Source organism: Bacillus sp. LJBV19 (genome assembly GCF_017797845.1).
In the GTDB taxonomy this organism is placed as follows: Bacteria; Bacillota; Bacilli; order Bacillales; family Bacillaceae; genus Bacillus; species Bacillus velezensis.
The window spans coordinates 3087724-3109032 of record NZ_CP072563.1 but is presented as its reverse complement, the minus strand read 5'-3'; the positions used below and the strand labels follow the sequence as shown (position 1 = coordinate 3109032).

General features: G+C 47.8%; 21 protein-coding genes. 17 read left to right on the top strand and 4 right to left on the bottom strand.

Translation table 11 applies throughout. The annotated features are described in order from the left end of the window. Positions 1–207 precede the first annotated feature (207 nt). On the top strand, positions 208–1338 hold the full coding sequence (locus tag J6600_RS15115; protein ID WP_110124335.1) for a response regulator aspartate phosphatase: 1131 nt from the start codon (positions 208–210) through the stop codon (positions 1336–1338). 444 nt (positions 1339–1782) lie between these two features. Here the strand turns inward: J6600_RS15115 and J6600_RS15110 are convergent, their stop codons facing one another. After that, positions 1783–3378 (bottom strand): PucR family transcriptional regulator, encoded by a 1596-nt coding sequence (locus J6600_RS15110; RefSeq protein ID WP_209387562.1) that lies wholly within the window; start codon positions 3376–3378, stop codon positions 1783–1785. Between the two features lie 179 nt (positions 3379–3557). Here J6600_RS15110 and J6600_RS15105 point away from each other — a divergent pair, with 179 nt between their 5' ends. From J6600_RS15105 to yunB, 6 genes are all read left to right on the top strand, one after another. Then, positions 3558–4922, top strand: a complete 1365-nt coding sequence (locus J6600_RS15105; protein WP_209387561.1) for an allantoinase — start codon at positions 3558–3560, stop codon at positions 4920–4922. Positions 4923–4994: 72 nt separating this feature from the next. Next, the gene (locus tag J6600_RS15100) at positions 4995–5348 is read left to right on the top strand and encodes a YunG family protein (protein WP_007408736.1); all 354 of its coding nucleotides are present in this window, start codon (positions 4995–4997) and stop codon (positions 5346–5348) included. A gap of 26 nt (positions 5349–5374) precedes the next feature. Beyond that, on the top strand, positions 5375–6226 hold the full coding sequence (locus J6600_RS15095; protein ID WP_014418802.1) for a DUF72 domain-containing protein: 852 nt from the start codon (positions 5375–5377) through the stop codon (positions 6224–6226). Positions 6227–6245: 19 nt separating this feature from the next. Beyond that, on the top strand, positions 6246–7067 hold the full coding sequence (locus tag J6600_RS15090; protein WP_007613562.1) for a sulfite exporter TauE/SafE family protein: 822 nt from the start codon (positions 6246–6248) through the stop codon (positions 7065–7067). A gap of 17 nt (positions 7068–7084) precedes the next feature. Beyond that, positions 7085–8479: a bifunctional metallophosphatase/5'-nucleotidase gene (locus tag J6600_RS15085; protein WP_209387560.1), complete on the top strand. Its 1395-nt coding sequence runs from the start codon at positions 7085–7087 to the stop codon at positions 8477–8479. 126 nt (positions 8480–8605) lie between these two features. Next, positions 8606–9364 (top strand): sporulation protein YunB, encoded by a 759-nt coding sequence (yunB, locus tag J6600_RS15080; protein WP_209387559.1) that lies wholly within the window; start codon positions 8606–8608, stop codon positions 9362–9364. Positions 9365–9401: 37 nt separating this feature from the next. Here the strand turns inward: yunB and lytH are convergent, their stop codons facing one another. Then, entirely contained in the window at positions 9402–10379 is a 978-nt protein-coding gene (lytH, locus tag J6600_RS15075; RefSeq protein WP_032876720.1) for an L-Ala--D-Glu endopeptidase, read from the bottom strand. A 202-nt stretch (positions 10380–10581) separates the two neighbouring features. On the opposite strand from lytH, the gene lipA reads away from it, so the two are divergent. The 4 genes from lipA (at position 10582) to J6600_RS15055 (ending at position 13235) form a co-directional block, all read left to right on the top strand. After that, on the top strand, positions 10582–11478 hold the full coding sequence (gene lipA, locus J6600_RS15070; RefSeq protein WP_003151923.1) for a lipoyl synthase: 897 nt from the start codon (positions 10582–10584) through the stop codon (positions 11476–11478). A 217-nt stretch (positions 11479–11695) separates the two neighbouring features. Continuing rightward, entirely contained in the window at positions 11696–11971 is a 276-nt protein-coding gene (locus tag J6600_RS15065) for a YutD family protein (protein ID WP_003151928.1), read from the top strand. 25 nt (positions 11972–11996) lie between these two features. Beyond that, a complete protein-coding gene (locus J6600_RS15060) occupies positions 11997–12431 on the top strand; it encodes a DUF86 domain-containing protein (protein ID WP_209387558.1) in 435 nt (144 codons plus the stop codon). Positions 12432–12464: 33 nt separating this feature from the next. Next, positions 12465–13235 carry a TIGR01457 family HAD-type hydrolase gene (locus J6600_RS15055; RefSeq protein WP_007613557.1) on the top strand — a complete coding sequence of 257 codons (771 nt, stop codon included), beginning with the start codon at positions 12465–12467 and terminating at the stop codon, positions 13233–13235. Between the two features lie 27 nt (positions 13236–13262). Here the strand turns inward: J6600_RS15055 and J6600_RS15050 are convergent, their stop codons facing one another. After that, complete coding sequence (locus tag J6600_RS15050) at positions 13263–13763, bottom strand: phosphatidylglycerophosphatase A family protein (protein ID WP_003151934.1); 501 nt, start codon at positions 13761–13763, stop codon at positions 13263–13265. 154 nt (positions 13764–13917) lie between these two features. On the opposite strand from J6600_RS15050, the gene cotNH reads away from it, so the two are divergent. The 5 genes from cotNH to J6600_RS15025 all read left to right on the top strand — a co-directional run bounded on the left by cotNH (position 13918) and on the right by J6600_RS15025 (position 20501). Continuing rightward, positions 13918–14934, top strand: coding sequence for a spore coat-associated protein CotNH (cotNH, locus tag J6600_RS15045; RefSeq protein ID WP_029973819.1), 1017 nt, complete (start codon positions 13918–13920; stop codon positions 14932–14934). Positions 14935–15135: 201 nt separating this feature from the next. Beyond that, positions 15136–16437 carry a homoserine dehydrogenase gene (locus J6600_RS15040; protein ID WP_029973818.1) on the top strand — a complete coding sequence of 434 codons (1302 nt, stop codon included), beginning with the start codon at positions 15136–15138 and terminating at the stop codon, positions 16435–16437. After that, entirely contained in the window at positions 16437–17495 is a 1059-nt protein-coding gene (thrC, locus tag J6600_RS15035; protein WP_154817939.1) for a threonine synthase, read from the top strand. Before J6600_RS15040 ends, thrC begins: the two co-directional genes overlap by 1 nt. Continuing rightward, positions 17492–18421, top strand: coding sequence for a homoserine kinase (gene thrB, locus J6600_RS15030; protein ID WP_014418794.1), 930 nt, complete (start codon positions 17492–17494; stop codon positions 18419–18421). Before thrC ends, thrB begins: the two co-directional genes overlap by 4 nt. A 103-nt stretch (positions 18422–18524) precedes the next feature. Next, positions 18525–20501, top strand: coding sequence for a S9 family peptidase (locus tag J6600_RS15025; RefSeq protein WP_209387557.1), 1977 nt, complete (start codon positions 18525–18527; stop codon positions 20499–20501). A 40-nt stretch (positions 20502–20541) separates the two neighbouring features. On the opposite strand, the gene J6600_RS15020 is transcribed toward J6600_RS15025, so the two are convergent. Further along, complete coding sequence (locus J6600_RS15020; protein WP_169510385.1) at positions 20542–20877, bottom strand: NifU family protein; 336 nt, start codon at positions 20875–20877, stop codon at positions 20542–20544. Positions 20878–20956: 79 nt separating this feature from the next. Between J6600_RS15020 and J6600_RS15015 the strand changes: the two genes are divergently transcribed. Then, positions 20957–21283: a YuzD family protein gene (locus J6600_RS15015; protein ID WP_017419453.1), complete on the top strand. Its 327-nt coding sequence runs from the start codon at positions 20957–20959 to the stop codon at positions 21281–21283. Positions 21284–21309: the final 26 nt, after the last annotated feature.

Here is a 21309-nt window from a genome sequence, read left to right as displayed (position 1 = left end):
ATGATGTCTCTATTATTCACATTATTTATATTCATCTTAGATAAATTTCTCAAAAAAAAGCAGGCTGCATAAGGCCTGCTTTTTTTGTTGTAGACTTAAAACTCAAACTAAGATTTATGATCAAGACGAATGAAATTTTGCGGTTTTATTGCGGACATACATAATTTTGGAAATGTTAGAATATGATATAAAAGGAGGAGTGGCCTTGTGAGTTCTGTTTTACCATCATCGGAGGTTGGCGTTAAGATTAATGAATGGTACAAAATGATACGTCAGTTCAGTGTTCCGGATGCGGAGATTTTGAAAGCGGAAGTGGAACAAGAAATCAATGAGATGGAAGAAGACGAGTATCTACTGATTTACTACACCCTCATGAAATTCCGCCATCAGCTTATGCTGGATTATTTAGAACCGGTGACTACCCGTGTGAGACCGACAATTGACGAGCTGCTGGAAAAAATCGAAGCATCAAATAAAGGAATTTCCGGCCTGCTGTTCTATTATTCTTTATTTTTCCGCGGCATGTATGAATTTGATCAAAAGCAGTATGTAAAGGCGATCGGCTTTTATAAAGAGGCTGAAAAACAACTCGTTCATGTGCATGATGAAATTGAGAGAGCGGAGTTTCATTTTAAACTGGCTGAAGCATATTACGGTATGAAACAAAGCCACGTCTCCATGCATCACGTAAAGCAAGCGCTCGATATTTACGATCAGTATGAGTTGTATAAGGTCCGGAAAATTCAATGTCTATTTGTCATATCAGGGAACTATGTAGACTTTAAACGTTATGAAAAAAGCTTGCCGCATTTAGAGAAAGCTTTAGAGTTGTCGAAACAAGTAAACAATAATGAAAGGCTGCTCAGTTCTGCTTATTACAACATAGGAAAGAATTACGGAGACTTAGAAGAATACAATAAAGCTGAAATCTACTTAAAAAAAGCAGCGGAGATATCTGAAAAGTATAAATTGGGTAACCTTCCGCATTCCTTGTTTACATACGCAAAGCTTCTATTTAAACAAGGGAAAACAAGCGAGGCGATTCAAATCAGCAAAAAGGGACTTTCATCAGCGATATTTCAAGGAGATAAGCTGTTTGAATCTCTGCAAAAATATTTGGAGGCTTTATATATTAATGCAATAGACCAAATGGGAATTAAAAAAACAATTGATTACCTTGAGAAAAATAAAAACTATTCGTATGTAGAAGATATTGCTCTTGATACGGCTGCTGTTTATGCAGAGTCAAAGCAATATGACAAATCTTATTTTTATCATCAAAAAATGATTCAAACGCAAAAACAAATTCAGAGGGGAGAATGCCTGTATGAATTTTAGAAAAGGCGTATTTATCATTGTGTCGGCTGTCGTTTTAATGTCAGGGGTCGGTCTAGCAACATCGGCTGTTTCACTTGATGGATCATATCAAGTTTCGTCTGATCGTAATCAAACCTAAGAAGGAGAGTGCCAGTATGAAAAAAAGCATCTTCATTATTATGGGTCTGTCGTTATCTTTGATATGCGGATTGGGTGTGAACACAGTGGGAAAAACACATGATACCTTTCAAACTGCTTCAGATCGCCTTCAAACTTGAACGACTTACGCCTTTTCTTCGGGAAAGGCTTTTTTAGTTTAGATTAGAGTCTGCTGAAAATCATAACTAACGGCTGACGATATCAACGGAAGCAGATTTTGATGGCAGCATTTTGAGAATGTAGCTGAATGAATTCCCCTTAAATAGGATGCGGGAGAACACCCGCATCCCTGTCTCTAACTATTTCTTAACCGATCAGCCGCTGCATTCTCAGCGCGAGCCGCAGGCGCATCGTCGTTTCCGGATCTTTTAAGCTTTTGCCGAGCAGTTCCTCGCATTTTTCTAAACGATAGATCACCGTATTTCGATGGACGTACAGGCGCTTAGCCGTTTCTGAAATCTGGCAGTGGGTCTCCAGGTAAACAGACAGCGTATGAAGCAGGCTCTGGTCCTCCTTTTGCCGGTCGGCCAGGCTTTGGAGGGTGGCTTCGTAAAACTTCTTCACATCTTCCGCGGGAAGCAGGCGGAGCAGCTCCGGCACGTCTTTGGCATGATAGATTTGAATAAACTCCGCGCTTCTGGACAAATGCCCGGATGAAATGGCGTCTGAAGCTTCGGTAAAAGCGTCAGGGACGTCGATCAGCTTTTGGCATATGTTTGAGATGCCGAAGGAGACAGTCCGTTTAAACTGCGTCCGGACCTGCTTTTGAAACTGCTCCAAAAAGCTGATGACAGACGCGTGCATTTCATTCCAGCTGTCTGTCGCTTCAATTAAAAGAATACCGACATTTCCTTTAATAAAGAGATGAGGGGGAAACGGAAAGGATGACAGCTCCCCTTCAAGCAGATCAAATACATGATCGGAAACGAGCTGATTTTCGGTAAAGCTGATCGTTTTCTCATCTCGGTCGAGTTTTCCACAAATGCACATGTATTTCTGATCCCAGCGGAGCCGGAATTCTTTGGCGCGGCTTTTGATTTCTTCATGGCCGGTAAACGAGCGGTCGATAAAATTGCTGAAAAATTCATTGCGCGCCCGTCTGCCGAATTGTTTGACGGCATTTTCTTTCAGCAGTTCAAAGGAAATGACGTTGGCCGCCTGTTCAATTGTCAAAATCATGCCTTTATCAGCGGTCTGCACCAGCTCCGGAATCACCAGATAACCGCAGTTTTTTTCAACATTCAGAATCGGAAGGACAGAATACGCCTTTCTGTCAGACAGCATGGAAAAGCAGGTGAAATAAGGCCCGGAAAGGGAATAACAGATGTTTTTCAATAAAGACGTGTCAATGGGTATGCGGTGGGACGATGATAAGAGTTTTGTATGCTGATCCAAAAGCAGCACGGGAAGCCGGAGAATGTCTGAGAGCTTCTTAAGCAGGGATTGCAGCCCTTTGCCGCTCATGATGTGGTTTGTGAATTTTTTATGGGCGTAAATGGCCTGCTGCAGCTCGTTTGAACGCATATCAAGAATATGGCTCAGTGTGGCGTTGACGATATCTCCGAGCCTGATGTCTTCCGGCAGCTCAATAATCGGAAATTCATACCGGTCGGCAAGCTCCGCGGCATCTTTCGGAATGACATTAAGATAACGTTTCGTTTTGATCCCCAGTCCCGCGCAGCCCCGTTTTGCCATGAGGCGGATCAAATCTTTCAACAGCTGCGGGCGGTCCTTCAAGTGGTAAGCCGTGGTGACGAGCAATTCGTTTTTATGTAAAAAATCAGCGATGTCCGGCGCATCCATCATGTTGACGTGCTGAACCTCCCTCCAGCCGCCGGACTTGCCTGCGATTAATGCCGCCCGCTCATAAGCGGGAATCTTCATCACATCATAAATGTTCATCAGTCAATCTCCTTTCAGGTTCTAAAGACAACCATTGGTTAATATGAATAAAAATCATCAAAAATTATAGCGGTTTTGCTGATGTATTACGATCATAGTAGCAGTAAACTGGCAATCATAGACGCATGTTGTGATAAAAACTGACAGAAAATCGTCATCCTTACAGGGAGGAAGATAAAATGGCCTATGACGTAATTGTAAAGGGTGCGAAAGCTGTGCGAAAAGGCGGAACAGAGCGGGCTGATATCGCCGTCAAGGACGGGAAAATTGCCTTGATCGGGCTCGGCATTGACGAAAAGGCGGAACAAGTGGTGCAGGCGGACGGCATGTATGTGTTTCCGGGAGCGGTCGATTGTCACGTGCATTTCAATGAACCCGGCCGCGAAGAATGGGAAGGCATTGAAACCGGCTCAAACATGCTGGCTGCCGGCGGCTGTACGTCTTATTTTGATATGCCGCTTAACTGCATCCCTTCGACGGTAACTGCTGAAAACCTGCTGGCAAAGGCGGAAATCGCCGAACGAAAGTCAGCGGTTGATTTTGCGCTTTGGGGCGGTTTGATGCCCGGATATACCGAACATATCCGGCCGATGGCAGAAGCGGGGGCAATCGGGTTTAAAGCGTTTCTGTCTAAATCGGGAACGGATGAATTTCAATCAGCCGATGAACGGACTCTTTTAAAGGGAATGAAGGAAATCGCGGCGTGCGGCAAGGTTTTGGCTCTGCACGCAGAAAGCGACGCCCTCACCCGATTCCTTGAAGCCGAGTACGCGCTCCAAGGGAAAATTGATGCCCGCGCTTACGCTTCTTCACGTCCGGAAGAGGCCGAATGCGAGGCTGTGCAGCGGGCGATTGAGTATGCAAGAGCGACGGGATGCGCGCTTCATTTTGTACATATCAGCACGAAACGGGCCGTGCTCTCCATTCAGCAGGCGAAAAAAGACGGATTGGATGTCACCGTTGAAACGTGTCCGCACTACTTATTATTCAGCTTTGAAGACTTCCTCAAAAAAGGGGCGGCCGCCAAATGCGCTCCGCCGCTCCGCTCAGAGGCTGATAAAGAGGAATTGATCGGGGTTTTGGCTGAGGGCCTGATTGATATGGTGTCTTCGGATCATTCTCCCTGTCATCCGTCTTTGAAACGCGAGGATAATATGTTCCTGTCGTGGGGCGGGATCAGCGGAGGCCAATTTACGCTTCTCGGCATGATTCAATTAGCGATCGATCATGGGATTCCGTTTGAACATGTGGCCCGATGGACGGCCGAAGCACCGGCCGAGCGCTTCGGTTTAACGAATAAAGGACGGCTTGAAGAAGGATTTGACGCTGATTTTGCCATTGTCCGGCCGGAACCTTTTACCGTCACAAAAGAAACGATGTTTTCCAAACATAAGCAAAGCCTGTATGAAGGCCGCACCTTTCCATACCGAATTGCTGCGACCTACAGCAAGGGGCGCTGTGTGTACCAGGATGGCGGTCGTAAGCAGAGCGGGGCATTCGGAACATTCCTGAAGCCTTCTCTAATAAAAGAGCCGATTCTCTGATGAGAATCGGCTTTTTTTGTCGTTTGGAAAGCGGGTCTCGTGGTATCTTTTTATAAAAAGGAGTAAAACACATTGTATGATCAAATCTTGAACATATTAACGGCATCGTGGTCGCGCAAGACTAGTACAAAATGGACGGAAGATTGCCCGGCCAAAGGCCAGTGCGGCGTGACGGCTTTAGTCATCCAAGATGTTTACGGCGGTGACATTCTCAAAACAAAAACCGGCACAAGCTGGCATTTTTATAACCGAATAGACGGGGAGATATATGATTTCACGAGCGGTCAGTTTTCAGAGCCGATCGTCTATCAGCACATTCTTTCTTCCAGAGATGAGGCATTTTCGGACACCAATGAACATCAATACCGGTTCCTGAAAAGTGCATTCAGAAAAAACATGGAAACGGAAAGAGAAAAACACCTGTGATAAACTAGAGTGAGAGGTGAAGGATTGTGATTTATATCGGACTGACGGGGTGGGGGGATCATGACAGCATCTATCCGCCTAAAACGGCGGGCCCGCAAAAACTGCAGGCGTATTCCTCCCATTTTCCCATCGTTGAGCTGGACGCGAGCTTTTACGCGATACAGCCCGCCCGCAATAATGAAAGATGGGTCAAAGAGACGCCGGAATCTTTTCAATTTGTCATTAAGGCATATCAAGGAATGACGGGCCATCAGCGCGGCGATATTCCCTTTGAATCGAAGGAAGAAATGTTTGAGGCGTTTAAGCTGTCATTATCGCCGTATATAGAGCATGGAAAGCTTGCCATGGTGCTGTTCCAATTCCCGCCGTGGTTTGACTGCAAGAAAGAAAACGTCGCATATTTAAGATGGTGCAGGCAGCAGATGGGCGATATTCCGTGCGCGCTTGAATTCCGCAACCGGTCTTGGTTTTCCCCGCCATTTTACGAGCAGACGCTTTCCTTTATGAAGGAGGAAGGCTGGATTCACAGCATATGTGACGAGCCGCAAATCGGCGAGGGCAGCATTCCGACCGTCCTGAAAGCAACGGATGAAGAAAAAACGCTTGTCCGTTTTCACGGACGGAACAAGCAGGGCTGGATCAAACCAGACGGCGGACAAAACTGGCGTGAGGTCAGATATTTATACCGCTATAACAAACAGGAGCTCAAAGATTGGAAAAACAATCTTCAGGAGCTGAAAAAACAGTCGCGCAATCTGTATGTGCTCTTCAACAATAACTCAGGCGGAGACGCCGCCGATAACGGACTTGAGATGCTTGAAATGTTAGATATCTCATATACCGGGCTTGCTCCGAAGCAGCTCGACCTATTCAGCTAGAAAAGAGGTTTCAAGACACATGTCTTATCTTATATTGATCATATTAGGATTTATCGCGGGAACGGTCGGCAGCCTGATCGGGCTTGGGGGAGGAATTATCATCGTGCCGGCGATGCTCTATTTAAGCACGATGACTCCGTTTTTCCATGACGTAACACCGCAGACTGCCATCGGCACGTCCCTTTTGGTGATTATTTTTACGGGCCTGTCATCAACTCTGGCCTATATGAAATATAAAACCGTTGACTACAAAAGCGGACTGATCTTTTTTATCGGTTCCGGCCCGGGAAGCATCATCGGCGCGTATTTGTCTAAACTTTTTAATGCGCATACGTTTTCCGTCTGGTTCGGACTTTTTATGATTTTGATTTCCATTACATTAATGCTGAAGGCGAAAGCAAAACCGGTCAATAAAGCGCATAAAGGCATGATCCGGACATATGAGGATGAATCAGGTGAGCTTTATACATATTCGTACCGTATTTTCACCGGTATCGTGATTGCCTTTTTCGTCGGTTTATTGGGCGGTCTTTTCGGCATTGGCGGCGGCTCTCTTATGGTTCCGGCCATGATGCTGTTATTTTTGTTCCCGCCGAAAGTGGCTGTGGCGACGTCAATGCTCATTATTTTCTTATCCTCCGTGACGGGTTCCGTGTCACATATCGCAGAGGGCCATGTCAATTGGCTGTATGCGCTGTGCCTCGTTCCGGGCGCGTGGTTCGGCGGCAAAATGGGCGCGTGGGTCAATAAGCGGGTGCAGACGAAAACGATCGTGCTTTTCATGCGGGTCGTCTTGATTTTGATCGGCTGTGAATTGATTTATCAAGGGATATTCAGCTAAAAGGTAGGAGAGATGGTATGTTAGAGAAGCTCCGTTTATATCATACGAATGATTTGCACAGCCATTTCGAAAATTGGCCGAAAATCGTACATTATATTGAGCAGAAGAGAAATGAACATGAAAAAGACGGGGAGGAAACACTCGTATTCGACATCGGCGATCATATGGACCGATTCCAAATGATAACGGAAGCGACCTTCGGCAAAGCGAATGTCGACTTGTTAAATCGGCTTGAGATTGATGCGGCTGCCGTCGGGAATAATGAAGGAATTACGCTGCCTCACGATGAGCTGGCGGATTTATATACCCATGCCGCGTTTCCCGTCATTGTGTCCAACCTGTTTGACGCGGACGGACAGCGGCCGGAATGGGCCGAGCCCTACGTGATCAAACCGCTGAAAAACGGGATGACCGCCGGCATACTGGGCGTCACGGTGCCGTATTATCCCGTCTATCAAAAACTAGGCTGGACAGTGACGGATGCGGAAAAAAGCATTCAAGAATCACTTGACGATATCAAGGGCAAAGCGGATATCATCATTCTGCTTTCTCATTTAGGCTTGATCGATGACCGGGCCGCAGCGGAAAAATTTCCCGACATCGATGTCATTATTGAATCACATACGCACCACCTTCTTGAGGACGGACAGGACATAAACGGTGTATTGCTTGCATGTGCGGAGAAATACGGGAACTATGTCGGCTGTGTCGAGCTGACGATAGAAAGTGAATCACGAACCATTGTCAGCAAACAGGCATCTGTACAGAAAATGGCTGATTGGCACGGGGAATCTGAAGATACGGCGGCTTTTCTGAAAGAGAAAGAACGGGAAGCGGAAAACCTGCTCTCCGAACAAGTCGCCAACCTGAATGAAGAAGCCGGCGTGAAGTGGTTTGAGGAATCGCCGCTCCCGCTTCTATTAGCCGAAGCGCTGAAAAGCTGGTGCGGCTGTGAAGTCAGCATGGTGAATTCAGGCGTCATTTTGGGGCCTTTACAGAAGGGGCCTGTCACAAAGCTTGACCTGCACCGCATCTGCCCTCATCCGATCAATCCGGTGGCCGTTCGTCTTTCAGGCAGGGAACTCCAGGAAACAATCAGCCAGGCCGCCTCGGAACAAATGGAGCAGCTGCGGATAAAAGGTCTCGGCTTCCGCGGGGAAGTGATGGGCAGGATGGTATATGCCGGAGCGGAGGCAGAGGCCGGCATTCTTGAAGACGGTGTGACGCATCTCCTCAATGTGAAAGTGAACGGAGAAGAGATTGATCCGGAGCGGATATACTCGGTTGCCGTTCTCGACATGTTTACACTCGGAAAGCTGTTCCCTTACATCCGCGATTCAAAAGAAAAACAATACTTTATGCCTGAGTTTTTAAGGGATCTGCTCGCCTGGAAGCTCGCGCGGCAGCCGTAATGTCGTATAGCTGCCCGCCGTTCCATCTCATTCGAGTAAAGGTAAGCGGGACTTTTTAAGAGTGAAAATAAAATACTATGTCCCCCCTTACAAGCATACATTGTGATATGTAAGGGGGGATTTTTCTTGCCTAGATACCGGAGCGCTCTTCGCAAGAGAGGGCCTTTGCCTTTTCGGTATGTGCTTCTTCTGTCGTTTGCTTTTTTTATCATATCGACGGTCATCAGCCTCTGGATGATCAACTCCTCAATCAAACCGGTGCTGATGAACATAGGAGAAATGGAAACCAAACGGGTGGCGACAGAGGTCATTACGGAATCCATTGAAGAATACATGTCTCACAGCGACAATGTGAAAGATATGGTCGATATGAAAACGGATGAAAACGGAAAAGTCACAACGATGGATTTTAATACACAAATGGTCAACAGCATGAAGGCGAAAGTGACAAAGCAGCTTCAGGCTCATCTGAAGGAAGCGGAGTCGAACAATAAGCAGCATGAAACGGAAAAAGGCGCTAAAACGGTCGATGAAATTATGATTAACATCCCTTTAGGACAGGTCACGGGAAACAGCATTCTCGGAAATCTGGGGCCGAAAATCCCCGTGCGCTTTAACCTGATCGGTGATGCGTTGACTGATGTGAAAACAAAAATAAAACCGTACGGCATTAACAATGCCCTGATCGATATCAGCATCTTTGTGGAAATAAAAGTAAAGGTCATTATTCCGTTTGCCAGTAAGACATCAGTCGTGACAAATAATATTCCGGTCTCCATTAAAGCGATTCAAGGAGAGGTGCCGCAGTTTTATAACGGAAGCGGCGGATCAGGTGTGACGCCTTCCGTCCAGCTGCCGAATGAAAAACAGAAGAAAGATAAATAAAAACACACAGCCGCAATCTTTCCTGGCGGCTGTGTGTTTACTTTTTCCTGCGGATTTCTTTACGTTCCCATGCCCTTAAATGAGGATACGGATCAAAAGACCATTCCGATCTGCCGTTATCTTTATACATCCCGTAGTGAAGATGCGGCGGAAATTTTCCCGCGGTGCCCGGCGGTCCGTATCCGGAACTGCCGACAGAGCCGATCACCTCTCCGGGTTTGACGATCTGGCCTTTATGCACACCTTTTGCAAAGCCGTTCAGGTGAGCGAAGTAGTGATACGTGTTATTGATATCCCTGATGCCGATTCTCCAGCCGCCGAAACGGTTCCAGCCCTTCATTTCAACAATACCGTAGCAGGTCGATCTGACGGGGAGCCCGTAATGAGCGAACAGATCCGTTCCTTCGTGAATCCGGCGCCCGCCGAAACCCCGTGCGGCGCCCCATGTGCTGCGGTAGCTGTAGTCCGTCTTCACGGGAAGCGGAAAAGCGTGCTCTCCGAGATCAAGGCGGCCGAACGTTTTAAACAGTGTCATGAATTCGGTGATAATGCCGACCGTCTGATCACGGCGGTAATAATTCCAGAGGCCGATGCGGATATGGTCAAGATCCGTTCCGAATCCCGCTAAATACTGAGCAAATGTATAAAGGATATCCTCATCATTGCTTACCTCGGCTTTTCCGTCGCCGTCGCCGTCCAGGCCGATCCCGTCAAATACTTTAATGCTGAGGGGCGCATCGTCCTTAGGATTTGGATTTTCAGGGCCGCTCCACAAATGATCCGGAATATAAATGCTGATGATTCCCGCTTTTTCCGGCAGATCCTTTCGGTTCGAGCGGACATTTTCTTCATATTGGTCAACCGCCGCAAGCACATACCAAGGAATCTGCGTGACTGCTTCGGCTTTGCGGTACAACTGCATCCGTTCGCCGTAAACAGGAGCCGATTGTTCTTTCCCGCTTGCAGCCGGACAGAAAACTGATAAAAGGAGAAGGGCAGATAACAGAACTTTCACAACATGATCTCCTTTCAGGATTGAATACACATAGTTTGCGGCAACAATCCGAGAAAATGTAAGTAATTCTCTTCCCTTGTCGAGAAATTTTTCCTATGTTAAAGTGACTATTGAATAGAAATCCGCAAGTTTTATATCCATCGTGAAATAGAAATTTTTCGCACACGAACATGAATAAAGGGATAATGGAGATGATGGGGAAATGGCAAAGAAAGACGAGCATCTGAGAAAGCCGGAATGGCTCAAAATAAAGCTGAACACGAATGAAAACTATACGGGTCTGAAAAAATTAATGCGTGAAAATAATCTGCATACCGTATGTGAAGAAGCAAAATGCCCGAACATCCATGAATGCTGGGCTGTCAGACGTACGGCGACGTTCATGATTCTCGGTTCCGTCTGTACGAGAGCATGCCGCTTCTGCGCTGTAAAAACGGGACTGCCGACTGAGCTGGATCTGCAGGAACCGGAACGCGTAGCTGATTCCGTCGCGCTGATGAATTTAAAACACGCCGTCATCACGGCCGTAGCGCGTGATGATCAGAAAGACGGCGGAGCAGGCGTCTTTGCGGAAACGGTCCGGGCGATCCGCAGAAAAAGCCCGTTCACGACAATTGAAGTGCTGCCATCCGATATGGGCGGAAATTACGACAACCTGAAAACATTAATGGATACCCGTCCTGATATTCTGAACCACAACATTGAAACCGTCCGCCGCCTGACACCGAGAGTCCGGGCCCGCGCAACATATGACCGTTCTTTGGAATTCTTGCGCCGTGCGAAAGAAATGCAGCCTGACATCCCGACGAAATCAAGCATTATGATCGGTCTCGGCGAAACGAAGGAAGAAATTATTGAAGTGATGGACGACCTGCTTGCGAACAATGTCGACATCATGGCGATCGGCCAATACCTGCAGCCGTCGAAAAAACATTTAAAAGTTCAAAAATATTATCATCCGGACGAATTTGCCGAACTGAAAGAAATCGCGATGCAAAAAGGCTTCAGCCACTGTGAAGCAGGCCCGCTTGTCCGTTCTTCCTACCATGCGGATGAACAAGTGAACGAAGCGTCTAAAAAACGCCAGGCCCAAGCATAAGATAAGCCGAAAAAACCCAAAACGCCGCAGGTTTTGGGTTTTTTGTGATGGAGCCGTTTTTGCAGGGAAAAAGTCATTCTTGAATAAGGATCATCTGAACCGCTACACTGGATATAAAGAGGAAAAATTCTCCGTCCGTCCGAACCGTCTCATTTTGCAATTGATGGACAGAAGTCAATGAATTATGATAGTAAAGAGTGATAAAAGAGGTGAAGACATGATTCTTATTCAAAATGCCGAGTTTGAACTCGTACACGATTTTAAAAACGGCTTTAATGAAGAAGCGTTCAAAGCCCGCTATTCGGACATATTAAATAAATATGATTACATTGTGGGAGACTGGGGATACAGTCAGCTGCGGCTCAAAGGCTTCTTTGATGACCAGAATCAAAAAGCAACCTTTGAAACGAAAATCAGCACATTGGACGAATACATTTACGAATACTGCAATTTCGGCTGCGCGTATTTTGTTTTAAAACGAATCAGAAAATAATTGATGCAGAAGGGGATGCTGTCACGTGTATTTTGTTGACAGAAATAATATCGAACAAACACTCCGTTTTTTTGAGACCCAGCTGGCGCTGTTTGACAGCACGCCTGCATGGCAGAGCGAAATCGAAAACAGGGCGCTTGAGCGGATCAGCCATCTTATGATCGAATGCATTCTCGATGTCGGAAATGATATGATTGACGGCTTTATCATGCGCGATCCGGGGAGTTATGACGACATCATGGATATTCTGACGGATGAAAAGGTGGTAGCTGAGGATGAAGGAAATAAGCTGAAGCAACTGATCTCTTCCAGAAAGCAGCTTGTCCAGGAATATCAGCACGCCGACCATCAGGAGCTGTTAACGCTGATCACGTCAAACAGAGATGTGCTGAAAGCCTTTCCGGCCCGTGTAAGAACCTACCTGGAAACAGAATTAGGGCCTGTTTCCGCATTTAAATAACAACGAGTGAGAAAATCCACAGGAGTGTTGAGTATGAAGGATTATAAAGGGTATTTGATAGATTTAGACGGCACAATGTACAACGGGACGGAAAAAATCGAAGAAGCGTGTGAATTTGTGAGAACGCTTAAAGCGCGCGGCATTCCGTATTTATTCGTGACGAACAATTCTTCCCGGACGCCGAAGCAGGTGGCGGACAAGCTGATGAGCTTTGACATTCCGGCATCTGAAGAGCAGGTCTTCACGACGAGCATGGCGACTGCGCAGCATATCGCCCAGCAGAAAAAAGACGCGTCGGTATATGTGATCGGCGAAGAAGGCATCCGTCAGGCCATTGAAGAAAACGGGCTGAGCTTCGGAGAAGAAAACGCGGACTTTGTCGTTGTGGGAATCGACCGCGGCATTACATATGAAAAGTTGGCAACGGGATGCCTTGCGATCAGAAACGGCGCCCGGTTCATTTCAACAAACGGCGACGTCGCCATTCCGACTGAAAGAGGGCTTTTACCAGGGAACGGTTCGCTCACATCCGTTTTGACGGTGTCAACGGGCGTTGAGCCTGTCTTTATCGGCAAGCCTGAATCCATTATTATGGAACAGGCGATGCGTGTGCTCGGAACGGATATTTCCGAAACACTCATGGTCGGCGATAACTATGCAACGGATATTATGGCCGGCATCAATGCGGGCATGGATACGCTGCTGGTTCATACCGGAGTGACAAAGCGTGAGCATATGGCAGATTACGACCAGAAGCCGACATATGCGATTGACTCTTTAACCGAATGGATTGAACATCTATAAAAAAAGGGACGGCCATGACGGCCGTCCTTATTCTGTATTTCTGGCGCTGTGAGCAAGCCGGCTTGAAGCCGCTGCTGCGATTGCGCCGACGATATCATCAAGAAACGTATGGCATTCACCCGTAGATTTATCATTTAACCGCCCGAGAATGCCGGGTTTTTCTTTGTCAATGTAGCCGTAATTCGTAAAGCCGATTGAGCCGTATATATTCACGATAGAGAAGGCGAGCACCTCGTCAACCCCATACAGGCTTTCATCAATCGCCAGAATAGTCTGAAGCGGTTCAGACAGCTTTTTTTGTTCGGCGAGCACATCTAATTCTATTCCCGTTAAAATGGCGTTTTGCACCTCGCGTTTTGCGATGACACGGTCCACATTGAGCCTGCATACCTCCATCGTCAAATCAGGATGATATTTTTTTTGAAGGAAATACACCAGCTCGGCAATATCGTCCGTCTCAACCCCCCGTTCTTTTAAACGCGCCCTGGCGACAGCTTCCACCTGATTCAGTTGTTCCTTTTCTGACATTTGCTTCACCCAATCTTTTTTTACTAGTTTATACAACACCCTTCCGATGTGTACGATGTTTCTCCACTTGATTCAAAGGATTACAATATGTATTCATAATTCCGCCGGCGTATGACTACGATGTGAATAGCTCTAATTTTTCAGGCAGGTGATTATGATGAAAAGCATCATTAAAGAAAAATACGGCATCCACGTCAGACAGCTCTCCGTTTATCAGAAATACCAATGCTTCCAGACGCCCAATTCCTTCTTTCTTATTATTCCCGTCTCCGGGTTTTCGCAATCAGAGCTGACGGAGCTTTACTACATGAGTCAGTATTTACAAGAACAAAGTGACCCATACGTTTCAGTGTTTATCTTTACGAAGGAAGGAGAACTGACCTTTGAGGACGAAGGCAAAACGTATGCGCTCTTAAAAGCGCCGATTCCCGTCTCAAACCGGTCGTTTTCTGTCGGAGGGGAGCTTGCCGAATTTCACAGAAAAGGGCGGGGTTTTCCGTACGAAGTGAAAGAAGCGGGCAGGATCGGCCAATGGAAGGACTTATGGGGAAAACGGGTGGATCAGCTGGAATCATTCTGGATGCAGAAAATTCATATGTCTCCGCTTGAACCGTTCGAAAAGAAAATGATCGAAGCATTTCCTTATTATTCAGGCTTAGCGGAAAACGCCATTCAATATTTAGTGGATACGGAGCTGGATGACAATCCCGGCGCAGAAGACTCGGGGACAATCTGCCATCAGCGGATGGAACGGGATACCTGGTCGGAGGAATCATTGATCCGCATTCCGGGCGATTGGGTATTCGACCATGCCGCCCGTGATATTGCGGAATATATGCGCAGCACATATTTGTATCATCGTGACGACCTGCTCAAAGATGGGTTTTTGTTTCTGCAGGAATATGAGCAAGTTACGCCGTTATCCTCCTTTTCCAAGCGCCTGTTTTACAGCCGCCTGCTGTTTCCGCTCCATTTCTTTGAGACGGTGGAGAGCTATTACATTTCTCATGATTCTGAAAAACAGTTTTACGAAGAGCAGCTTGACTACATTCTTGCCGACTGCACCCGCTATGAACAGTTTTTACAGACATGTCACGACATGATGAATGTCAGGTCGGCACAGGTTTTTGTCCCGCCTGTGGCGTGGCTCGGAAAAGGAATCAGTTCGTAAGAAAATATGACGTAAAAATATTTAGAAAATAGGGAATCTTGTCATATCAGTGTGTTAAGCGTTTTCATATCTGTAGAAACAATATTCAGCCGCTTGTCAAAACAAATGAGGGCTTATATAATATTTGTAACTTAAATGTCTGTGAAGGGTTAACAATTGTCCTTTTCTAGTGGACAAAAGGAAGAAAGGTGGAGTTTCTCTTTGGAAGCGATTCGTATTGGACTGTTAGGACTGGGAACCGTGGGAAGCGGTGTCGTCAAAATTATACAAGATCATCAGGATAAGCTTATGCACCAGGTCGGCTGTCCGGTGACGATCAAAAAAGTGCTAGTTAAAGATATTGATAAAAAACGAGACGCAGACCTGCCGAAGGATGTGCTGACGACAGAAGTCTATGATGTGATCGATGACCCTGAGGTCGACGTGATTATTGAAGTCATCGGCGGTGTCGAACAGACGAAGCAATATCTTCTTGATGCCTTGAAAGCGAAAAAACATGTTGTGACCGCAAATAAAGATCTGATCGCCGTATATGGCTCAGAGCTTTTAGCCGCCGCAAAGGAAAATGGCTGTGACTTGTATTATGAAGCGAGTGTCGCCGGCGGAATCCCGATTTTACGCACGCTCGAAGAAGGCCTTTCCTCTGACCGGATCACAAAAATGATGGGAATCGTCAACGGAACGACGAACTTCATCTTAACGAAAATGATTAAAGAAAAAAGCCCGTATGAGGAAGTGCTGAAAGAAGCGCAGGATCTCGGATTCGCGGAAGCTGACCCGACCGCCGATGTAGAAGGACTCGATGCCGCGCGCAAGATGGCGATTTTAGCCCGTCTCGGCTTCTCTATGAACGTCGATCTGGACGATGTCAAAGTAAAAGGAATTTCCCGTATAACGGATGAAGACATCAGCTTCAGCAAACGGCTCGGCTATACGATGAAGCTGATCGGCATCGCACAGCGTGATGACAATAAAATCGAAGTCAGCGTTCAGCCGACACTGCTGCCGGATCATCATCCGCTCTCTGCGGTGCATAACGAGTTCAATGCCGTTTACGTGTACGGAGAAGCCGTCGGCGAAACGATGTTTTACGGCCCCGGAGCCGGAAGCATGCCGACTGCGACATCGGTCGTTTCCGATCTGGTCGCGGTCATGAAAAACATGCGTCTCGGCGTAAACGGAAACAGCTTTGTCGCCCCGCAGTATGAAAGAAATATGAAGCAGCCGTCTGATATCTATGCCCAGCAGTTTTTAAGAATTCACGTCAAAGACCAGGTCGGCTCTTTTTCAAAAATCACATCGGCCTTCTCAGAGCGCGGCGTCAGCTTTGAAAAAATTCTGCAGCTGCCGATCAAAGGCCACGACGACCTCGCGGAAATCGTCATCGTCACGCATCATACATCGGAAGAAGATTTCAGTGACATTCTGCAAAACTTAAATGACCTCGAAGTCGTACAAGAAGTAAAAAGCACATATCGCGTAGAAGGGAACGGTTGGAGCTAATGTGGAAAGGACTCATCCATCAATATAAAGAATTTCTGCCGGTAACGGATCGGACGCCGGCCCTGACATTGCATGAAGGCAACACGCCGCTGATTCACCTGCCGAAGCTTTCTGAAAAGCTCGGAATTGAACTGCATGTGAAAACAGAGGGCGTTAATCCGACGGGGTCCTTTAAGGACCGCGGCATGGTCATGGCGGTCGCCAAAGCGAAAGAAGAAGGCAATGATACCATCATGTGCGCCTCTACAGGCAACACATCCGCGGCGGCTGCGGCATACGCGGCGAGAGCCGGCATGAAATGCATCGTCATCATCCCGGACGGAAAAATCGCCTTCGGAAAACTTGCGCAGGCCGTCATGTACGGTGCGGAAATCATTGCGATTGACGGAAACTTTGACGACGCGCTGGCCATCGTCCGGTCAATTTGCGAAAAATCACCGATTGCATTAGTGAATTCAGTAAACCCTTACCGGATTGAAGGGCAAAAAACAGCGGCCTTTGAAGTATGCGAACAGCTCGGCGGAGCGCCGGACATTCTGGCGATCCCGGTAGGAAACGCCGGGAATATCACGGCCTACTGGAAAGGGTTCAAAGAATACCATGAGAAAAACGGCACCGGACTTCCGAAGATGCGCGGTTTTGAGGCGGAAGGTTCTGCGGCTATCGTCCGCGGCGAAGTCATTAAAAATCCAGAGACCGTTGCGACGGCAATCCGAATCGGGAATCCTGCCAGCTGGGACAAAGCGGTGCTCGCTGCGGAAGAATCAGCCGGAAAAATTGATGAAGTCACAGATGAAGACATTCTTCACGCTTATCAGCTGATTGCCCGTGAAGAAGGCGTGTTTGCCGAACCGGGCTCCTGTGCATCCATCGCCGGCGTTTTGAAACAGGTGAAATCCGGTGAAATTCCAAAAGGCAGCAAGGTTGTCGCAGTTTTGACCGGAAACGGCCTGAAAGATCCGAACACGGCTGTAGACGTATCTGACATAAAACCGATCACGCTGCCGACAGATGAGGACAGCATACTGGAATACTTAAATGGAGCGGCGCGTGTATGAATGAGGCGGAGATGCTGTTTTCCATTACGGTTCCGGGAAGCACCGCCAACTTAGGGCCTGGGTTTGATTCCGTCGGGATGGCGCTCAGCAGATATTTGAAGCTTTCGGTTTTCCGAAACGATGAATGGCAGTTCTCGGCGGAAACCGAAACTGTCGCGGGCATCCCTCAAGGAACGGACAACCTCATCTACCAAGTCGCCAAACGGACGGCTGACCGCTATCAGAAAGAGCTGCCGCCCGCCCATGTCAAAGTGTGGAGTGACATCCCCCTTGCGCGGGGTCTCGGAAGCAGCGCGGCCGCTATCGTCGCCGCCATTGAGCTTGCGGATGAGTTATGCGGCCTGCAGCTGTCGGAAAGTGACAAGCTGCACTTAGCCAGTCTTGAAGAGGGGCACCCTGATAATGCCGCTGCTTCCCTTGCAGGAGGGCTTGTGATCGGCCTTCACGAAGAAGATGAAACACATATCGTGCGTGTTGCCGAAGCGGATATCGACGTTGTGGCAGTGATTCCGTTTTACGAAGTTCTGACCAGGGACGCAAGAGACGTGCTCCCGAAAGAGCTGCCGTACCGGCACGCCGTTAAAGCAAGCGCCGTCAGCAACCTTCTCGTTGCTGCGATCATGTCAAATGACTGGGCGCTCGCCGGGAAAATGATGAGAAAAGACATGCTCCATCAGCCGTACCGCGCCATGCTTGTTCCTGAGCTTTCAAAGGTGGAACATGCGGCCGAAATGAAAGGCGCTTACGGAACGGCGCTGAGCGGAGCGGGACCGACGATTCTTGTTCTGATTGAAAAAGGAAAGGGAGAAGAGCTGAGAAAACAGCTTTCTGAGCATTTCCCTCACTGTGAGATTGCGGCGCTTACCGTCCCGTCAGAAGGAAGCGTAATTGAACGGAATCCTTTAGAGCAGGTGAAAAGTGTATAATGATAAAAAAGCGTTCTTCCCATCAGAGAAGGACGCTTTCTTTTTCTGGAGAAGGATTTTTATTTAGGGAAGCGAAATAAAAAAGAAAAGGAGGAGAAACGATTTGAAAAAACTCATAACCGAGGAGGACATTGCGTCACTCGTATCCGTGACAGACCCGCAATATGCCCCTGACGGCAGAAGAGCCGCTTACGTCCGGACAACAGTCAATCATAAGCGTGATTCCTATTCCTCAGCCATTATGGTATATGACACAGAATCAGGCATCTCAAACCCGTGGACTTTCGGGGACAATAAAAATACAAGTCCGCGGTGGTCGCCTGACGGACGGCGCCTCGCCTTTGTTTCTGACAGGGAGAACGGCGTCCCTCAGCTGTACATCATCGACGCTGCCGGCGGAGAGGCGGAACAGGCGGCCGATATTCCTTGGGGCGTATCAGATCCGATATGGGCGCCCGACGGCAGATCCGTGCTTGTGTCCGTTAGTCTGACATCAGCGGAGCGCGCCGATGAGAAAGAAAAAAAGAAGCATGACGAGTATGAGCCGGTTGACATTCAGTCATTAACATATAAACGTGACGGGAAAGGCCTGCTGAACGGAAGCTGGGCCCAGCTTGTGCTGATTCATCTTGAAACGGGGGAGATTCAGCAGCTGACGGATCATGAAGCGGATCATTATGACGCGGCCTTTTCACCGGATGGCAGGCAGCTTGCGTTTACCGCCAATTTATGCGAGCCGGGTGACGCCGGAAAACCGAGCGATGTCTATCTGATGAATCTGGCGGATGGAAGCCTGAAGCAGATTACGCCGCACCGCGGTTCTTTCGGTTCCTGCGTGTTTTCACCGGACGGTTCTTATATCGCGATGCTGGGCCATGAAAATGAATTTCGCAATGCGACTTTAGAAAAAGCGTGGCTGTACGACGTGAAAACTGAGCGGCTCACCTGCCTGACCGACATGCTGGATGTTCATTTGAGCGATGCGCTGATTGCGGATTCAATCATAGGAGGAGTGACGCCCCTGCCGGTATGGACAAACGACGGGCAGGGATTTTACGTTCTCGGGAGCGAGCAGGGAAGCACCGGTATTTATTATATCTCGATTGACGGCCTCGTATATCCGATCCGATTAGAAGAAGAGTATGTGAACGGTTTTGCTTTTCATCCTGATCAGAAAAGCTGTATCGCTGTCATTGCCAAACCCGCACAGCCTTCCGAGCTTTACAGCATTTCGCTCGAAGATGGGGAAGAGAAGCAATTGACATCCGACAATGATCGGTTTATTGAGGAGCGCATCATATCCGTGCCGGAAAAGCTGCAATATGAAACAAAGGACGGGCTGACGGTAAACGGCTGGTTTTTAAAGCCCGCCGTTTTTGAAGAGGATCAAACTTATCCGCTCATTCTATACATACACGGCGGGCCTCACATGATGTACGGCCATACGTATTTTCACGAATTCCAAGTGCTGGCCGCACAAGGATATGCTGTCGTGTATGTCAACCCGAGAGGAAGCCACGGCTACGGGCAGGATTTTGTCAATCGTGTCAGGGGTGATTACGGAGGCGGAGATTACCGTGATGTCATGCAGGCGGTGGATGAAGCCGTTCAGGCGTATCCGTTTATTGACAGCGGCCGTCTCGGTGTGACGGGCGGAAGCTACGGAGGGTTTATGACGAATTGGATTGTCGGGCAGACAGGCCGTTTTAAAGCAGCCGTCACGCAGCGCTCCATTTCAAATTGGTTCAGCTTCCACGGTGTCAGCGATATCGGTTTCTTTTTTACCGACTGGCAGCTCGGACATGATTTGTTTGAGGAAGCGGATAAGCTTTGGGATCGTTCTCCTGTAAAATATGCGTCCCGCGTTTCGACGCCGCTTTTGATTCTGCACGGTGAGCGAGATGACCGCTGTCCGATAGAGCAGGCCGAGCAGCTTTTTACCGCGTTGAAGAAACTGAACAAAACGACGTCGTTCATCCGATTTCCGAAAGCCACGCATGAGCTGTCGAGAAGCGGCCATCCGGAACAGCGGATGAAACGCATCCGTTATATTTGTTCATGGTTTGATGACTATTTGTAAAAAATAAAAAACCAGGCTGTCATGCAGCCTGGTTTTATGATTAAAATACTTGTTCTACTTCAACGACACCCGGTACTTCTTCAAGAAGGGCGCGTTCGATTCCGGCTTTCAGCGTAATCGTTGAACTTGGGCAGCTGCCGCATGCGCCAAGGAGGCGAAGCTTTACAATGCCTTCGTCTACATCAACAAGCTCACAGTCACCGCCGTCACGAAGCAGAAACGGACGTAATTTATCCAATACTTCCTGTACTTGCTCTTTCATTTCAACCTCAGTCATGAGATTCGCTCCTTTCATATACATAAAACCATTATATTCACAGTAACGGTAAAAATCTAATGTTTGGTTTGCAAAGCTGCTTTCTCCATTATAGCATATTTAAACTTGAACATAAAAACCGTTTTTTATACAAAAGCTGCCCCGTCCTTTGTATACTGGTGTAAAGGGGATGATATACATGACAAAGCCGGTTACGCTCAGTGTTTACGGCGCTGAAACGCTCTGCGCAAGCTGCGTGAATATGCCGAGCGCCAAAGATACGTTTGAGTGGCTGGAGGCGGCGCTGAAACGGAAATACCCGGAGCAGCCTTTTAACATGCGGTATATTGATATTGACGCACCGCCTCAGCAAAAGGAGACAGAAGAGCTTGCGGAGCGCATCAGAAACGATGAATTTTTCTATCCGCTCGTGCTGGTGGAGGATGTCATTGTGGGGGAAGGGAATCCGCATTTAAAAGATATATATGAAGAAATGGAAAAGCGCGGCTATGTGGCGGGCTCTTAAAAATGGCCGCTGATCGCAATCAGCGG

What these genes read in the sequence shown, in the direction of transcription:
- J6600_RS15055 (WP_007613557.1), top strand. Translation starts at nt 12,465, where the DNA reads ATGAAGGATTATAAAGGGTATTTGATAGATTTAGACGGCACAATGTAC.
- J6600_RS15050 (WP_003151934.1), bottom strand. Translation starts at nt 13,763, where the DNA reads ATGTCAGAAAAGGAACAACTGAATCAGGTGGAAGCTGTCGCCAGGGCG.
- thrC (WP_154817939.1), top strand. Translation starts at nt 16,437, where the DNA reads ATGTGGAAAGGACTCATCCATCAATATAAAGAATTTCTGCCGGTAACG.
- J6600_RS15110 (WP_209387562.1), bottom strand. Translation starts at nt 3,378, where the DNA reads ATGAACATTTATGATGTGATGAAGATTCCCGCTTATGAGCGGGCGGCA.
- J6600_RS15015 (WP_017419453.1), top strand. Translation starts at nt 20,957, where the DNA reads ATGACAAAGCCGGTTACGCTCAGTGTTTACGGCGCTGAAACGCTCTGC.
- cotNH (WP_029973819.1), top strand. Translation starts at nt 13,918, where the DNA reads ATGATGAAAAGCATCATTAAAGAAAAATACGGCATCCACGTCAGACAG.
- J6600_RS15085 (WP_209387560.1), top strand. Translation starts at nt 7,085, where the DNA reads ATGTTAGAGAAGCTCCGTTTATATCATACGAATGATTTGCACAGCCAT.
- thrB (WP_014418794.1), top strand. Translation starts at nt 17,492, where the DNA reads ATGAATGAGGCGGAGATGCTGTTTTCCATTACGGTTCCGGGAAGCACC.
- J6600_RS15065 (WP_003151928.1), top strand. Translation starts at nt 11,696, where the DNA reads ATGATTCTTATTCAAAATGCCGAGTTTGAACTCGTACACGATTTTAAA.
- J6600_RS15090 (WP_007613562.1), top strand. Translation starts at nt 6,246, where the DNA reads ATGTCTTATCTTATATTGATCATATTAGGATTTATCGCGGGAACGGTC.
- lipA (WP_003151923.1), top strand. Translation starts at nt 10,582, where the DNA reads ATGGCAAAGAAAGACGAGCATCTGAGAAAGCCGGAATGGCTCAAAATA.
- J6600_RS15105 (WP_209387561.1), top strand. Translation starts at nt 3,558, where the DNA reads ATGGCCTATGACGTAATTGTAAAGGGTGCGAAAGCTGTGCGAAAAGGC.